Annotated in this window: 18 protein-coding genes; 5 read left to right on the forward strand and 13 right to left on the reverse strand. The window is 46.4% G+C overall.

Annotated elements, in window-relative coordinates; translation table 11 throughout:
• Window positions 1-21 precede the first annotated feature (21 nt).
• Window positions 22-915: a DUF72 domain-containing protein gene (locus tag GV030_RS14960; protein WP_159583422.1), complete on the forward strand. Its 894-nt coding sequence runs from the start codon at window positions 22-24 to the stop codon at window positions 913-915.
• Here the strand turns inward: GV030_RS14960 and GV030_RS14965 are convergent.
• The 7 genes from GV030_RS14965 to GV030_RS14995 form a co-directional block, all read right to left on the reverse strand.
• Window positions 907-2,271 (reverse strand): M28 family peptidase, encoded by a 1,365-nt coding sequence (locus tag GV030_RS14965; RefSeq protein WP_159583424.1) that lies wholly within the window; start codon window positions 2,269-2,271, stop codon window positions 907-909. The genes GV030_RS14960 and GV030_RS14965 overlap by 9 nt on opposite strands.
• 42 nt (window positions 2,272-2,313) lie before the next feature.
• Entirely contained in the window at window positions 2,314-2,943 is a 630-nt protein-coding gene (locus GV030_RS14970; RefSeq protein WP_159583426.1) for a hypothetical protein, read from the reverse strand.
• Window positions 2,944-3,012: 69 nt separating this feature from the next.
• On the reverse strand, window positions 3,013-3,981 hold the full coding sequence (arsM, locus tag GV030_RS14975; RefSeq protein ID WP_159583428.1) for an arsenosugar biosynthesis arsenite methyltransferase ArsM: 969 nt from the start codon (window positions 3,979-3,981) through the stop codon (window positions 3,013-3,015).
• A 32-nt stretch (window positions 3,982-4,013) separates the two neighbouring features.
• Window positions 4,014-5,060 (reverse strand): arsenosugar biosynthesis radical SAM (seleno)protein ArsS, encoded by a 1,047-nt coding sequence (arsS, locus tag GV030_RS14980; protein WP_159583430.1) that lies wholly within the window; start codon window positions 5,058-5,060, stop codon window positions 4,014-4,016.
• Window positions 5,061-5,100: 40 nt separating this feature from the next.
• The gene (locus GV030_RS14985; RefSeq protein WP_159583432.1) at window positions 5,101-5,436 is read right to left on the reverse strand and encodes an arsenosugar biosynthesis-associated peroxidase-like protein; all 336 of its coding nucleotides are present in this window, start codon (window positions 5,434-5,436) and stop codon (window positions 5,101-5,103) included.
• A gap of 66 nt (window positions 5,437-5,502) precedes the next feature.
• On the reverse strand, window positions 5,503-6,159 hold the full coding sequence (locus tag GV030_RS14990) for a DUF2064 domain-containing protein (RefSeq protein ID WP_159583434.1): 657 nt from the start codon (window positions 6,157-6,159) through the stop codon (window positions 5,503-5,505).
• A 96-nt stretch (window positions 6,160-6,255) separates the two neighbouring features.
• Complete coding sequence (locus tag GV030_RS14995; RefSeq protein ID WP_159583436.1) at window positions 6,256-7,476, reverse strand: 3-phosphoshikimate 1-carboxyvinyltransferase; 1,221 nt, start codon at window positions 7,474-7,476, stop codon at window positions 6,256-6,258.
• 75 nt (window positions 7,477-7,551) lie between these two features.
• Here GV030_RS14995 and GV030_RS15000 point away from each other — a divergent pair, with 75 nt between their 5' ends.
• Complete coding sequence (locus GV030_RS15000; protein WP_159583438.1) at window positions 7,552-7,713, forward strand: hypothetical protein; 162 nt, start codon at window positions 7,552-7,554, stop codon at window positions 7,711-7,713.
• Here GV030_RS15000 and aroB read toward each other — a convergent pair.
• Window positions 7,706-8,740 carry a 3-dehydroquinate synthase gene (gene aroB, locus GV030_RS15005; protein WP_255465452.1) on the reverse strand — a complete coding sequence of 345 codons (1,035 nt, stop codon included), beginning with the start codon at window positions 8,738-8,740 and terminating at the stop codon, window positions 7,706-7,708. The two genes, GV030_RS15000 and aroB, sit on opposite strands and share 8 nt — an antisense overlap.
• Window positions 8,741-8,826: 86 nt before the next feature.
• Between aroB and GV030_RS15010 the strand changes: the two genes are divergently transcribed.
• Both GV030_RS15010 and lysS read left to right on the forward strand, forming a co-directional pair.
• On the forward strand, window positions 8,827-10,011 hold the full coding sequence (locus tag GV030_RS15010) for a proline dehydrogenase family protein (RefSeq protein WP_159583440.1): 1,185 nt from the start codon (window positions 8,827-8,829) through the stop codon (window positions 10,009-10,011).
• Between the two features lie 3 nt (window positions 10,012-10,014).
• Window positions 10,015-11,745 carry a lysine--tRNA ligase gene (lysS, locus tag GV030_RS15015; RefSeq protein WP_159583442.1) on the forward strand — a complete coding sequence of 577 codons (1,731 nt, stop codon included), beginning with the start codon at window positions 10,015-10,017 and terminating at the stop codon, window positions 11,743-11,745.
• 61 nt (window positions 11,746-11,806) lie between these two features.
• On the opposite strand, the gene GV030_RS15020 is transcribed toward lysS, so the two are convergent.
• The 5 genes from GV030_RS15020 to GV030_RS15040 form a co-directional block, all read right to left on the reverse strand.
• A complete protein-coding gene (locus tag GV030_RS15020) occupies window positions 11,807-12,265 on the reverse strand; it encodes a GNAT family N-acetyltransferase (RefSeq protein WP_159583444.1) in 459 nt (152 codons plus the stop codon).
• Between the two features lie 2 nt (window positions 12,266-12,267).
• Window positions 12,268-12,600: a TfoX/Sxy family protein gene (locus tag GV030_RS15025; protein ID WP_159583446.1), complete on the reverse strand. Its 333-nt coding sequence runs from the start codon at window positions 12,598-12,600 to the stop codon at window positions 12,268-12,270.
• Window positions 12,601-12,617: 17 nt separating this feature from the next.
• Window positions 12,618-13,439: a glutamate racemase gene (murI, locus tag GV030_RS15030; RefSeq protein WP_159583448.1), complete on the reverse strand. Its 822-nt coding sequence runs from the start codon at window positions 13,437-13,439 to the stop codon at window positions 12,618-12,620.
• Between the two features lie 13 nt (window positions 13,440-13,452).
• Window positions 13,453-13,992 (reverse strand): hypothetical protein, encoded by a 540-nt coding sequence (locus tag GV030_RS15035; protein ID WP_159583450.1) that lies wholly within the window; start codon window positions 13,990-13,992, stop codon window positions 13,453-13,455.
• Window positions 13,993-14,076: 84 nt separating this feature from the next.
• Window positions 14,077-14,628, reverse strand: a complete 552-nt coding sequence (locus GV030_RS15040; RefSeq protein ID WP_159583452.1) for a hypothetical protein — start codon at window positions 14,626-14,628, stop codon at window positions 14,077-14,079.
• A gap of 211 nt (window positions 14,629-14,839) precedes the next feature.
• Here GV030_RS15040 and GV030_RS15045 point away from each other — a divergent pair, with 211 nt between their 5' ends.
• On the forward strand, window positions 14,840-15,781 hold the full coding sequence (locus GV030_RS15045) for a hydrogen peroxide-inducible genes activator (RefSeq protein WP_159583454.1): 942 nt from the start codon (window positions 14,840-14,842) through the stop codon (window positions 15,779-15,781).
• The last annotated feature ends 70 nt before the right edge of the window (window positions 15,782-15,851 follow it).

Below are 15,851 nucleotides of genomic sequence, written 5' to 3' on the forward strand. Positions count from 1 at the left end.
GAAAAACAAACCCTGAAGACCATGAAATTTGGAAGCGTAGACAACCCCGCTCTTGTAGATTTTACCTTGCCTGCTGACCATCCTGGCACGGAGCGGGTGCTGACTAGTAAGGGGGGTGCCGGACTGTCCGAAATTTATGTGGGTTGTGCCAAGTGGAACAAAGGAGACCTGAAGAAATTTTATCCAAAAGGAGTAAAGGATGAATTGGCTTACTATGCCCAGCAGTTTAACTCAGTAGAACTCAATGCCACTTTCTACAATAACTATGGCCCCGAGCAGATCGAGAAGTGGAATGAAAAAGTTCCGGATGGCTTTAAGTTTTTCCCTAAGGTATCTCGCTACATCAGTCACATCAAGCGACTGAACGCCGTGGGCGTTTATGTGAATGATTTCTGTCAAAATATTTCCACATTTGGTCCGCACCTGGGGATGGCCTTTTTACAGGTGCATGATAATTTTTCCCCTAAAAATAAAGATCGGATCAGCGAGTTTATGGACGTATGGTCATGGGATATTCCGCTGGCAGTGGAGCTCAGGAACACGGATTGGTTCAATGATGAAGAGGCCAGTGAGTGGATTTATGATCTCTTTGAAAAATATGAAGTGTCCAATATTGTCACGGACACGGCTGGGAGAAGAGATCTGCTGCACATGCGCCTGACCTCACCGGTGGCCTTCGTGCGGTATGTAGGCGCTAATCACGAGAGTGACTATCAGCGATTAGACGATTGGATAGCCCGCATCAAAATCTGGAAAGCGCAGGGACTGGAGAAGCTCTACTTTTTTGTTCACCAAAACCTTGAAAAGGCTTCCCCATTCCTGTCGGCCTATTTTCTTGAGCAATTCAATAAAGAATTTGGAACAGATCTCCCGCTCCCTGAGTTGGGAGAGCAGGCACAGGGAAATTTATTTTAACCCTTCCTGATCGATCAGGTAGGTCATGGCGGTCATGGTGCCAGCACCAAGTTCGAGCTCTCGTTTGTCCACCGCCTCAAATACATCCGCTTCTGTGTGATGATAGTTGAAGTATTTTTGAGGATTGGGCTCCATCTCCATCAAAAACACTCCCTGATCCTCAAGGGGGCTGATGTCTGCACCACTTCCCACTTTATCAAAATTCCAGACAAAATAGGGTAGGAAATAGGGTTTCCAGCTCTTGATTTTATCTCTTGACGTCTCTTCTCCCATGGAGGAAAAGCCCATAGGACCAAAAGCTCCCGAATCCGATTCCAGACCGGCAATGTGTTTCTCTCCTTTTTCTTTGGCCACCCTAGCATATTCTTTTCCACCCCTTAGTCCATTTTCTTCATTCATAAACATCACGATCCTGATGGTGTGTTTTGGTCGGATGCCTAAAGCAAGAAAAGTGCGACCTACTTCTATAGACATCATACATCCTCCGCCATCGTCATGGGCTCCTTCTCCCACATCCCAGGAGTCCAGATGGCCGCCTACCACAATGATTTCATCAGGGAATTCAGCGCCTTTGATTTCACCAATCACATTGTATGAGAGCACATCTTCCTGCAATTCACAGTGGGTTTCCACATATATTTTCAAATCTTTCTGATCTTGCAGTAAATCGCTGAGCAAATCTGCATCGTTGGTGCTGATGGCCAATGCTGGTATTTGCGGCATGAGTGGTCTGTACACCAGTGAGCCAGTGTGGGGAATGTCGTCTCTACGATTGGTCATGGATCTTACAATCACTGCCTTTGCACCAAACTTCCCGGCTTCAGACGCACCATAGGCCCGCTGTACCACTGCACTACCGTAGGCCTGAAAGGTGTTGACGAGGGTAGGGTCCATCTCGCCATTATAGAAAACTATCTTACCTGCCACCGCTTTGCCTAGAGCATTGACTTCCTCGATGCTCTTTACCTCTACTACCTCAGCCAAAACGCCCGCGGGACCGGTGCCTACTGAGTTACCCAGTGCCACGGTTCTTAATTCTCGTGTACCGACCTTGTCAGAATTGGTGATTCTGGCGATTTCTGTGCTTCCCCGCACCCATTTCGGAACCATCACAGGCTGTAAATACACCGTATCAAAGCCATAGTCTACCATCAACTGGCGGGTGTATTCCACTGCGGCTGCTGCCTGGGGTGAGCCTGACAGCCTTGGCCCAATCTCTTTACAAAGTGCCCTTAGGTTTTCATATACGGGGCTTTCAGAAAGCTGATGGTCGTATATTTTTTTGATCATGGCCGTATGGTCCTGACCAAAAACACCTAGAGGTAGGAAGAGAATAAGGAAGAGTGCTTTTTTCATGAAGCGAATATAAAATGATTAAGCTAAAGGGGGATTTGGAACTTATAAGATTCTGTCCCTTTTCAATGCATCCATGAGCGTACGTGCAAACGGACTGAGCTGAGGAACACCCGGGGTTGCTGCGTCATATTTGTATTGATAAGTCCAGATGAGGTTATTGTTCACATCCTCTGAGGTGAGGTCGTAGGCATGTGCTTCGTAGATGAAGGTGCTGGATTGGGTGTAATAACCTGGCTGATAGATTTCCTTGTAGGTACTGATGTAGGTGTTCCCAAAGCGGCTTCTGTCTGCCGGAATAATGTAATTGGACCCTGACACGAAAATAGCTCTGGTGCTCACATCTACCACGGCAAGAGAGATCACAGCATCCACACCCTTGGATATGAGATGTTTGCGAATGCTCTTTACATCCAGGTCCTTTACCCATTCAGGAGGAATTACGGTCATGCCTGGAATGGAGAGGTATCCGTCTTTTCTGAGCTGACCTACCATTCCCACTTCAAAATCGCTGGCATCCTGGAGGTCTCGGGTTAGCCCAAAAACGGCAATCTTATCAAATTTTTTGAAGTCATGATCAGGAGCCACCCAGTTGTAATAGGAGACGGAAGGCACACAAGCTGATAGGATGAGAGCGAGTAGGGTGTATCGCGATATGGATTTCAGTAAATGCAAGATTTTTGGGGGTGTTTAGGTAGTAAAAGTAAAAAAAGCGGAGGTTAATCCGCTTCTATCATTGATCTTTTAGCAACATCCCCCTCCATCGTAGTGATAGGTGCTTTCGGAGAGGTAAATGTCATCCCGCTTCAATGCGGCCAAATTTTGGGCTGTTTTGTCACATACCGCCAGCGGCTGGTTGGGAGTCATCACGTGACCATTGTGGTCATCAAAGTATTCCTGGTCTCCAAAATAGATAGCCGTTTTGCCAGTAAAAACGCACGGTCCATCCGCAGGCATAGGGTCTTTGATGGCGCAAACCTCCACACTTTCGATGAAGATAGTCTCCGAGGTATCGTAATTCTTGGAGTCAAGGATTCGATACGGGCGCTTGGCGCGAATCTCGATCGTTCCAAAACCAGCATCGGTAATTAGCTTGATATAATCTTTTAGGGGTAGCGCCCCACTCAGACAGAGTCCTCTCAGTTTGGGATCATTTTTCAATGCCTCAGGCATGGATGATTCGCTGACCGGATCAGAAAGCACCAATCGCCCATGAGGCTTCAGTACCCGATACATTTCCTCCAGTGCTTTCTTAAGATCTTCTTCATGAAAAATATTGAAGAGGCAGTTTTGAGCAGCCACATCAATCGTGGAGTCTTCTACTGGCAGATTAAGCGCATCACCCTTGCGTAAGTCCACAAAGTTTTCCTGAAACCAAGGATTTTCCTGCTCGGCTATTTTGAAGTTTTTTCTGCTGGCTTCCAGCATTTCATCCACAATGTCCACACCTATGACACCACCTCTCTGACGGCTAAAGTAGGCGAACTGCAACAGCTCCATGCCTCCGCCTACACCAACGTAGAGGATTCTCGGATCATTGATGAGGTCGCGGGGGTGTACTGTGCTCCCACATCCATAGTTCATCTGCTGCATGATTTTTGGGATTTCCAGCCCCGGAAATGCCCCAATAGGGGTGGTCGTACAGCACAGTCCTACATCAGGGGTGATGGCCGCTTGTTTGTAGATGTCTTTGGTTACTTCTAAGTATTCCATTTTGAGATTTACATTAATGGTGTTTTTAGGTTTTACGTAGTGACTCCCCCACAGCTGGAGCCTGCTCCGGCTGTGCAGCCAAAGCAATGCTGGCTGATGCGTATGGTGCGCTCGTTGGTGGAGATCAAATCAAAATCTGAAATGTGAACAGGCACGTCTTCGAGCTTCAGGTCCAGCATCTGATTAAAGTCACAATCGTAGAGGTATCCATCCCAGCTGATGCTGAGTGTGTTTCTGCACATCACGCCACTCGCAGCTGCCGGATTAAAGGCATTGACGAGCTCGTGCATATAGTCCTCGTAGTTTTCAGAAGTGATCAGGTAGTCCAAAAAACGACTGATGGGCAAGTTGGTGATGGCGAAAAGCTCGTTGAACTGAACTTCGTATAACTCTAAAAGTTTTTGTTTGAACTGCTGCTCAAGCTCGGCCTGGTCTCCAGGTAGAAAAGCCCCGGATGGGTTGTACACCAGAACCAGTTTGAGGTTGGAACCAGGCATTCCGTAGCCCACCTCATTGAGCATCTGCAGTGCCTTGATGGACTTTTCAAATACTCCCTCTCCGCGCTGTGCATTGGTGCGTTTGGCGGCAAAGTAGGGGAGTGAGGAAACCACGTTTACTTTGTGTTTTTTGAAAAAATCTGGCAGGTCGTGATACTTAGGATTAGCGAGAATGATGGTCAGGTTGCATCGCACAATCACGGATTTTCCCATGGCCGTTATTTCCTCCACAAACCACCGGAAGTCAGGGTTCATCTCAGGAGCACCACCGGTCAGGTCTACCGTTTTCACCTCTGTGCCCCTGAGGGCATCCAGGATTTGCTGCATGGTCTCTTTGGTCATGATCTCCTGCCGGTCAGGCCCGGCATCTACATGGCAGTGTTTGCACACCTGGTTGCACATCTTCCCTACGTTGATTTGAAATATTTCTATTCCCGTAGACTTGAGTGGAAACAGGTCAATGTTTTGCAGCTTTTCCTGAAAGCTGGGAATGCCTATCGCTTCATGATCGTCCAGAATTTCAATCTGCCGATTGGTGTTAGCAAGGTTATGGTTTTGTCGCTTGAGTGTTGCTAAATTCATGATTATCAGATTAATGGGTTTTCAAAACGGAGGAGTGATCTTACATCATTTTGTCTTTCACCTGATTCATCATTTGCACACCATGCACCAGCGAGGCTCCACCACGTATGGCAGCAGCTACATGTATGGCTTCCATCATTTGCTCTTCGTCCACCCCTTTTTTTAGGGTGTCGGACGTATAGGCGTCAATACAATAGGGGCACTGGATGGCGTGGGCTACGGCCAGTGCGATCAGTGATTTTTCTCTGGCAGTCAAAGCTCCCGGGGCGAAAACGCTTCCATAATAGTCGAAAAATTTATCTCCTAATTCCTGTTGAAATTCTGTGATGTTGCCAAATTTCCCAAGGTCTTCGCGGTTATAATAAGTCTCTTTCATCTGTTAAATAGAGGATTGTGAGCCTGCTGGCTCGGTGATAAATAAATAGAAGGACAATGAAGGAACTTAGTGGGAAGGGGGAGCTCGTAAGGGGAGATTTGCGACCAGGAGGCGTGGCTTGCATGAAAATGACCAGACTGCTGGCAGAAAGATTTGACCTAACAAGTGCAATAAAGGCAGCAGGATGGATCGTCGTATTTTGGTTTTGAGTACCTCAACAAAATCCTCCGGACGGTTAATGTCTGAAAGCGGCTCCAGGTGGGCGGCGTTTTCCGAAACGGAGGAAAGCACCTCGCAGAAGCGGTTGGTGTGCCAGGGCAGATTGACCAGCCAATCCTTGTGAAATATCTTTTTGGAGATACCGATAAGGTAGGCGCCGCCATGGCTATCAGGACCGATGACCAGGTCGCGGGAGAGCAATAGCTCATTGGCAAGGATCAGATCAGCTGATTTCAACTGGGGGCAATCGTTGCCCACCACAATGACGTTTTCAAAACCCTGATCGAATACTTCTTTTATAGCTAGAAAAAAACGGACTTCTATGGGGCCTTGGGTTGGCTCCATATCCACTTTCTCAAATACCGGCAGGTTGGTTTTGGAAATCAGGTTTCTCGTTCGGTTCTGAAAATACCTAATGACCTTTGGGGTGGGATGAAGCGATTTGGATCGGATTTCATCTTTTTCCCTTCGGGTAAAGAGTAATATGGCCGTACTGGTTTTCATCTGCTGAGACAAGATAACCATTGTGTAGATCAAAAAGTTGTCTGATCTACTTACGCAGGCTCAATTGTCGGCAGATTTTCAAATGACCTAAAAAAGTCAGATTTGTTCTATCACTACTCCCACACTCTGAAAGTCCTTCCAAAAATCAGGGTAAGATTTCTGAACTACGGAGGGGTCATCTATGGTGATATCGTTGATGGCACAATACGGGGCAAAAGCCATGGCCATGCGGTGATCATCATAAGTGTCGATCGTCTCCACGGTCACTGGTAAGGTTCCCGGGATCATCGTCCATGTACTCCCTTCCTCGATCAGGCTCGCTCCAAGCTTTCGGAGTTCATTTTGCATAGCCGCTATTCTGTCCGTTTCTTTGATGCGAAGACTTTCCAGTCCGGTCATCTTCAGGGTAACTCCCTTCGCTGCAGCGGTCACCATCACTGTTTGGGCCAGATCGGGACAGGTTTTGAAGTTTATTTCGATTTCTCCTGCGACCTCACCCGTTTGTGTCAGGGTAGCGCCTTTGTTATCATATGTGGTTTTGATCCCCAGTTTTTCCATGATGGTGGCTATCTCCTGATCTCCCTGCAGACTTTCCGATCGAAGACCCAGAAGTGTAAGTTCAGAATTCATCCCAAGCGCAGCCAGGGAGTACCAATAGCTCGCTCCTGACCAATCACTCTCTATGGTGTAGGCACCTGATGAGTAGGCCTGAGGGGCTATTTTGATTTCGTTGCCTTCCCACAGTGACTCTACTCCAAATCGCCTCATCAGATCCAGGGTCATTTCTATGTAGGGCTTACTGAATACTTCGGTGGTGAGTCGTAGGGTAAGTCCGTCGGGTAGGCTTGGCCCGATCATGAGCAGGGCGCTGATAAACTGGCTGCTGATGTTGCCTGGTATTTCTATCAGGCTGGTTTGTTGGTCTTTTATTCCTGAGATTTTCAATGGCGGATAGCCATCTTCCCCAAGATATTCTATCGTTGCTCCCAGCTTTCTTAAGGCACCCACTAAAACTCCGATAGGTCTCTGGCACATTCTGGGAGTGCCAGTGATGGTTTGTCCGGAGCCCTTGATGGCTAAAAATGCAGTGCAAAATCTCATGGTGGTGCCGGCATCCAATACATCCCATACCTCACCTGATTCCTTCAAAAGACGCTCCATGGTCTGAGTGTCGCGTGCTGCAGACAGGTTGTGAAGCTGAAGCTGATTACCGCTCAATGCATTGATGAGGAGTGCCCGATTACTTTCACTCTTTGAAGAGGTTAATTGCACGGTTCCGTGGAGGTGTTGGTCGAATTTCTTAACGAGATATTTCAAGCAGAATATATATTTAAAGTAAGGTATAACAGCATTACAACTGTTTACGTTATACAATTGTCTTAATGATTAATTATGTCTTTATCAAAAACCATAGGAACCCTTATCGCTACAGTTTTAGTAGGTTCATTGACGCTTTTAGTTGCTACTCCAAAGAAAGTAATGAAAAACAAAGCAAAGACCACCAAAACTAGTACGCAAAACGGGATTGAGGAAAAGGAAAATCTATTTATTTGAGGTTTTGATAATATTGGAACGATTCATCGATCCACTTCAGGTCAATTAACTCATCAAAAGAGCACTTACCCACCCCATCCAGCAATGAGAAACTAATTTCATTGCCTACATTTTTTTTGTCCTGTAGCATCAGCGGCATAATCTCATGGATAGGAGGTAAATCAAATTTCCCGAAAACCGAAATGAGATAGTTAGACACCTCATTCAGATCAGAGATACTCAGCTTCTCCAGTTTATTGGCCAGAAAGCCCTCCAGAATCATCCCAATAGAAATGGCTTCCCCATGCAGTAGTGACTGTCTGGAGTTGAGATACCATGTTTCAATACCGTGCCCCAGGGTGTGGCCAAAGTTTAGGATTTTCCTGAGCCCGGCCTCACGGGGATCTTGAGCTACCACCTCACTTTTGATTTCCACCGACCGCTTAATCACCTCAGTCCAGTTAAGATTGGGGAAACTGGATTGGCTGATTTGGTGGAAATAATCCTTGTCGTAGATGAGTCCATGCTTGATCACCTCTGCAAAGCCGGATCGGAGCTCTCGCTCGGGCAGTGTTTTTAGAAATAAATCGGAGATGACTACCGCATCCGGGTCATTAAAGACACCAATGTGATTTTTGAAACCCCGAAAATCGATTCCCAATTTCCCACCGATATTGGCATCAACAGCGGCCAGCAGTGTAGTGGGGATGTTGATAAACCGAATTCCCCGCTTATAAGTAGATGCAGCGAATCCGCCCATATCGCCAATTACTCCTCCACCCACATTGACCAGCATAGATTTTCGGCTAAAGCCGCTCGTGGTGAGTGCCGCCCAGATGAGTTCACAGCTATTGAGGTTTTTGAAGATCTCGCCACTATGGATTTGGATGATTTCAGCATCCCCACCCACTCTCAACAAGGGGAGGCAATGTTCCCTGGTGTTTTCATCCACCAGATAAGCGATTTTGTCCGGTTTAAAGGTTTCCAAAAGCGATTGAAGCTTATTCGCAGGGTCGTCGGTGAGCGTGATGTAGGCTGGTATTTTCAAAGTACTTGATTATAAAGAGTAACAGTTGTAATGAAGGTGCAAAAATGATTGAGGGCTTACTATCTTTGCCGTCAGTTTTCAAAAGTATGTCAGAAAATTCAAAAATCAACTTCGAAGATACGGCAACTGCATTTGCGCACAAGAGTACCGCCAGGCTCCGGAAGTCTCATTTTGTGTTCTCTACCATGAATTACCCCTGGGTAGTGAAGTTGGGTACCTCTGTGACAAGCGCAGCTCTCAAGATGCGTCTGCCTGTAAAAGGCTTGATCAGGAATACTCTTTTTGATCAGTTTTGTGGCGGAGAATCGATAGAAGGGAGCGAGCCTCGAATGATTTTATTGGCCCAGTCCAATGTGAAGACGATCCTGGATTATTCAGTAGAGGGTGAAGCCTCTGAGGATGGCTACGACGAAGCTGTGGAGGAGGCGTTGCGTGTTTCTGAATATGCCAAACAGCATGTAAGCATACCCTTTTGTGTACTCAAAATGACGGGGATAGCTTCTACCAGATTGATGGAAAGGAAGCAAAAGGGAGAACAACTCACCCCTCAGGAGGAGAAGCGCTTCGACAGAGTACTCGAACGAATAGACACCATCGTGGGAAGGGCTGTGCAGAATGATATGAAATTTATGATTGATGCGGAGGAGTCCTGGATACAGGATGTAATCGACCGCATTACCTATGACCTCATGCTGAAATACAATAAGGAAAAGCCTTATGTGTACAATACTTATCAGTTGTACAGGCATGAAGCGCTGGCCAACATGAAGGCCGGTTTTGAAGAAGTGACCAAAGCGGGTTGCTACTTTGCGGCCAAGCTGGTGCGAGGTGCCTACATGGAAAAGGAGAGGGATAGAGCCGAGGAGAAAGGTTACCCGGATCCGATTCAAACCAACAAGAAGGAAACAGATTACGATTATAACCAGGCACTGCAGTTTGCCATTGAGCATATCGACAAGTTTGCACTCTGTGCTGGTACCCATAATGAAGAATCCTGTCAGCTACTGGTGAACCTCATGGACACCCACAGCATAAAGAAATCTGATGACCGGGTGTATTTTGCACAGCTTCTGGGAATGAGCGATAATATTTCCTTCAAACTGGCTAGTCTGGGCTACAATGTGGCCAAGTATGTGCCGTATGGCCCGGTAGAAAAAGTGTTGCCCTATTTATTCAGAAGGGCCGATGAGAACACCTCTATAGCTGGTCAGAGCGGCCGGGAGTATAGCCTGATCAGAAAGGAATTGAAAAGAAGACGAAGTAAATCATAAAAAATGCTAAGCGAACAAGAAATCCAGCGAAGAAACGAGCGAGAGGCTTTGATGAAAATGGGGATAGATCCCTATCCTGCGGACCTTTTTGAGGTGAACGTAAGCAGCAAAGACATTCACGAAAACTACGAACGCAATAAAACGGACTATAAGAACATCTCTATCGCCGGAAGACTAATGAGTCGCCGGATCATGGGATCGGCTTCCTTCGCGGAAATACAGGATAGCTCTGGCAGGATTCAGATTTATCTTCGTCGTGACGACATCTGCCCGGGAGAGGATAAGAGCCTCTACAATGAAGTATTCAAAAAGCGTCTGGACATAGGCGACATCATCGGGATCACCGGTTATGTTTTTACCACTCAGGTGGGAGAGATTTCCATTCATGTGACGAGTCTGAAGGTGCTGAGTAAATCTCTGCGACCGCTCCCCATCGTCAAAGAGGTGGAGGATGAAGAAGGGAATAAGAAAACCTATGATGCCTTTACCGATCCGGAGCAGCGCTACAGGCAGCGTTATCTCGATCTGATCGTTAATCCACACATCAAGGAGACCTTTAAGAAACGTACCCAGCTGGTGAACACCATCCGGGATTTTCTGAATGACAAAGGATATCTGGAGGTGGAAACACCCATCCTTCAGCCGATTCATGGAGGTGCTGCGGCGCGTCCTTTCGAGACCCATCACAATACGCTGGACATGAAGTTGTACCTGCGAATAGCCAATGAGCTTTACCTCAAGCGGCTGATTGTAGGTGGATTTGATGGGGTCTATGAGTTTGCCAAAGATTTCAGGAATGAAGGGATGTCGCGCTTTCACAATCCTGAATTTACACAAGTGGAGCTCTATGTGGCCTACAAGGATTACAACTGGATGATGGACCTGATGGAGGCGCTCGTGGAGCAAATCGCCATCAACCTGCACGGAGATACTAAAGTACAGGTGGGGCCACATGAAATTAATTTTCAGCGCCCATGGAAGCGCTTCACCATGTTTGAAGCCATAGAACACTTTACAGGCATAGACATTTCCGCCATGGAGGAGGCTGAGCTGAGAGAAACGGCTAAGAAACTGCATGTATCTGTAGACGATAGCATGGGCAAAGGGAAGCTCATAGATGAGATTTTTGGGGAGAAGTGCGAAGGGCAGCTGATTCAGCCAACCTTCATAACGGACTACCCGGAAGAGATGTCACCATTGACCAAGAAGCACCGATCCAAGCCTGGTCTGGTGGAAAGGTTTGAGGCCATATGCAATGGTAAGGAAATCATGAATGCCTACTCAGAGCTCAATGATCCAATCGATCAGCGCAAGCGATTTGAGGATCAGATGGAGCTGGCTAAGCGTGGTGATGACGAGGCGATGGCGCTGGATGAGGACTTTCTCAGAGCACTGGAGTTTGGGATGCCACCTACTGCAGGTGTAGGCCTGGGTATTGATCGACTGACCATGATTATGACCAACTCCAACTCCATTCAGGATGTGCTTTTCTTCCCTCAGATGAAAGCTGAGAAAAAGGCTAAAATCGTGACGGATGCTGAGCTAATGGCGCTTGGAATCAGAGCTGATCTCTTGCCGATCATTCGAAAACTGGCGCTCAATACCATTGAACAGATCAAACACAGCGATGTAAACAAATTGCACAATGATGTGTGTGGCACTCGAAAAAAACTAAAGCTGAACGATGTGCAGAATCCTACCAAAGAAGAAGTACAAAGTTGGATCGAGGGATGAGGTCTTCAATGACAAGTTGACAAAGAAAGAGGCCGCTCAATGCATTGAGCGGCCTCTTTTTTTACAATTTTCTTCTCATGGCCACCTGATCAATGGCCTGGTTGCCGTTTTCGATGATGGGTTGGTTATAGTATTTGAGGAAGTGACCTTTGGCAACAAAATAGTGCTCAAATTTCATCTTCTCGTAGTACTTGATGGTATCCGCACTCGTGTCAGCGGTTTTCACAACCAGGTATTCGTAGCCCTCCATTTTGGAGATGCGCATTACATATTTGATGATTTCTTTGCCAATGCCCTGACCCTGATATTGATCGACAATGGAGATATTCTTGAGCTCCATTTCCTGGGGGTTGTTAGGCATGAGCACAAATACACCCACCACCTCATCGTTCATCTTGGCCAGATAGCACTCCCCTGAGTATAGGTACTTTTCGATCATCTCTATCGAAGGGTCTGCTTTGAACAGCAAATCCATGGGTGCCTTTTCAGTATGTCCTAATTTACCAATCTCCAAATTCATTCTTATCCAATCTTACTTTTAGCGTGCTCTATTCCGAGATTTATCCACCTCATCAATTGCTCTTCTGTATCAAATCCATCTGCACTTACATAGACAAATTCCTTCATGGCACTTTTGGTGAAATCCATGGGGCGTACATGTGGTTCGGTAAGTACTTTTTCCATTTTATCCGCAACTACCCTCACCGCCAGGTCGTCTTTCACCACTCCCACAGTCATTTTTCCCTCATAGAGAAAAGAAAGTCCACCGAACATTTTCTTTTCAGTATACTGAAAGGAGTGAATCAAATCCATTGCCATACGGATTCGCTGAGCCGTCTCTTCGTTGAAAGCCATGTGTCAGGTTTTGTCTCTTAAAGATGCACAAATTCACTTAAAATCGACTGCCCAAAAAAGGTCTTTGCTTTTTTATTGAAGTTTTCAGTTTCGTCAGTAGTCAAAAATCGAAGTTGATGGTTTTTGAGGCAAAAATCAGAAATTTCCGGATGACGATTCAAATAATCTTCAAGGCTGGGGGCGACAATTTCGCCCTGATTCAGTACGGTGATGCCAGCCGGAATCCGGGTCATGATCTTTTTGATCAGCAGGGGATAATGTGTACAGGCAAGGAGGAGCGTGTCTATTTTTTCCGATTGGCTGAAAAGCTCCCGGAGATACTTTTCCACAAAGTAGTCCGCCCCCTCAGAGTCGTGCTCTCCGTTTTCCACCAGTGGCACCCACATGGGGCAGGCTTGTTGGAATACTTTGAGCTCCGGTGATTGCTTTTTGATTTCCAGTAAGTAGGACTCAGAATTTACCGTACCGCTGGTGCCAAGTACACCCACATGCCCTGTCTGGCTGTATTGCCCGATCACCTCGGCCGTTGGCCTGATCACCCCCAGCACTCGTCTGTCGGGTGCCAGGCCCGGGAGATCTCGCTGTTGTATGGTTCTCAAAGCTTTCGCTGAAGCGGTATTGCAGGCCAGAATGATCAGTGGACAACCTTCATTCAGTAGATACTTGACACTCTCCAACGTATACTCATAGATGGTTTTAAAGGATCGGTTGCCGTATGGGGTACGGGCATTATCACCCAGGTACAAAAAGTCATGATCAGGCAACACTTTCACAATCTCCCGCAGAACCGTGAGTCCGCCATATCCCGAATCAAAAATGCCAATAGGTCCTTGCTCCATGCCGCTAAGCTAGTTACTCAAAGGGCAACTCATCAACTATTTTCTGCAATTTGGCACGGCTATATAAGCCTGAGGTGGCATATATAATTTTGCCCTCTTTATCGAGCAGGTAAAAATAAGGTAAGTCTTTGTCGGTGATATTGAGGGCATCTTTGTATTCTTTCAGCGTGCCCTGGTAAAAAAGAACATTTGGGTGCAGGCGTGGATCCACATCCTTTTCCACGTTTTTCATCACCTGCTGATACGCTGGTCGCTTGGCTCCTGTGAGCATGGGCACGAAATAGACGTTCACGTCGTAACTGAATGCAAACAGACCTGCCTCAGGTTCTTTGATCAACTGGTCATAGACGGGGGTAAACCATGAGTTGAGGAATTTTTCAGATTTCTTGGAAAAAGCCAGACCAATCAATGTATGCTTTCCTTTCACATCTTCCGGTAAATTCACTTCTCCATGCATGAGGTTTTCACCAGCCAGGTTTGGGAAAATGGTTCCTTTTTGTGCAAATAATAAAGCTGGAGAGCAAAAGATAAAAGCGAGTATCAGTTTTTTCATGGGTTTCTTCTTTCCTTATAGTAACTCCCATGAAGATAATATATTTCATTCATCCGAAGTATGAATGAAGCCGCACCACCCGAATTAATTGTCATTCAATTTGCTGAGCCTTTCGTGGGCCAGTAAACTAAAGTTCTCACACGAAGGAATATACTGACCGACCTGTTCAGTAGTGGCCAGGCTTACATACTTCACCTGCTGTTCGCGGTATTTTTCGGTGAGAAGCATGTCACATTCCATTAGCGCTCTTAAGATGGGATTGTTGCTTTCGAGTCGCTGGATTTCATTCAGGCGTAGCCTGTATCGTTCGTGGTGTTTTGGATGCTTGATGAGGTGAAACAATGTATCGAAATAGAGTTCAAAGGCTTCTTTTCGATTGTTGGCCCGAGTAAACTTCCCTTTTAAGTGTTGATCAAAAGTATGCTGCTTGAAAGTGGACCAGGTGCGCATGATCAGATCCAGACGATCTTCTTCAGCCATGAAAAACACATCCGTCCGATAAATAGAGGAAATGATCAGTGAGTGACTGAGCGTAAGTGACTCGATCAGTGAGCGAAAGTTCTGTGCATCATGATCCTTAAACCAGAAAGACGGAGCGCAACTCCCTTGTATACTGAGGTATTGAATTTCTTTCATTTTTGGAGGGGTGATATGATGAAATGATCAAGGAGGCCGGCTACCATCCCTATGAATTTATGAAAAAAGTAATTAATGTACCATTTCTGTCTTTGTTTTCTTACAGGTGGCTCACTTGTCTGGTTACTCGTTTGGTCGCTTCCTTTGGGAATTTTTAGAAAAAGATACATTAGAGGTATTTATTGAAATCTTACTGACATAATTTTAAGTTATGACACTGAACCAACTAGATTATGCCCTGACGCTTTGGCGAATTGGCAGTTTCAGCAAGGCCTCGGAGCGATTGGGGATCACACAGCCCGCACTTAGTTCTCAGATCAAAAAACTGGAAGAGGAAATCGGAATAAAGCTGTTTAACAGGAATACCTCACCTATCGAGATCACCAGAGATGGGCAGAGATTTCTTGAGCGTTCGCAGCAGATTTTGACGGATGCACGGCGATTGATTAATTTCTCTCAGGAGCTTAGTCAGCAGTACAACGACGTGATTCGCGTAGGGGTGATTCCCACCCTGGCACCATTTCTGGTTCCATTGTTTTCCGACGATCTGCAGAAGGATTACCCGGAATTTCGCCTCGATATCCATGAGCTCACCACGGAAAATGTGGTGGCCGGGGTCCGGGATGGGAGTTTGGATGTTGGTCTGATCTCCACACCCATCAGTGTCGCAGGGATCGTTTTTGAGCCTCTGTTTTATGAAAAGTTCTTTCTGTATATGTCCTTTCAGCCCGAGACCAAGACTCATTTCGACCTACAGGATATCAGTTATGACGAACTCTGGCTTTTGAATGAGGGCAACTGCTTTCGGGACCAGATCAATAATTTTTGTGACCTGAATAAAATCAGACAGCATAAGCATTTCATCTATCGGAGCAACTCCATCGATGCGCTGATCAGGATAGTGGATACCAAAGGTGGGATGACCATTCTGCCAGAGCTGAGCATGCTGAGCCTGAATGAGGAACAGGAGGAGCGTGTGATCCCGATCGGCGGTAAACCAAAGGCCCGGGAGATTAGCCTCATCATGACCAAGCACTACGACAAGCAAAGGTTTATCGACAAGCTGGGAGAATACATCAGGAAGAATATTCCCCGACATATGCTCTCACCACAAGACTATGAAATTGTAGATCCACAAATCAATATTGGCTGATTTGGGGTTGCCGTCCATCAAATTGCCGCAGATCTTGGTAACCTTTTCGCGCTGGAGGAGTAAACTAAAT

It is taken from the genome of Marinoscillum sp. 108 (assembly GCF_902506655.1).
GTDB lineage: Bacteria > Bacteroidota > Bacteroidia > Cytophagales > Cyclobacteriaceae > Marinoscillum > Marinoscillum luteum.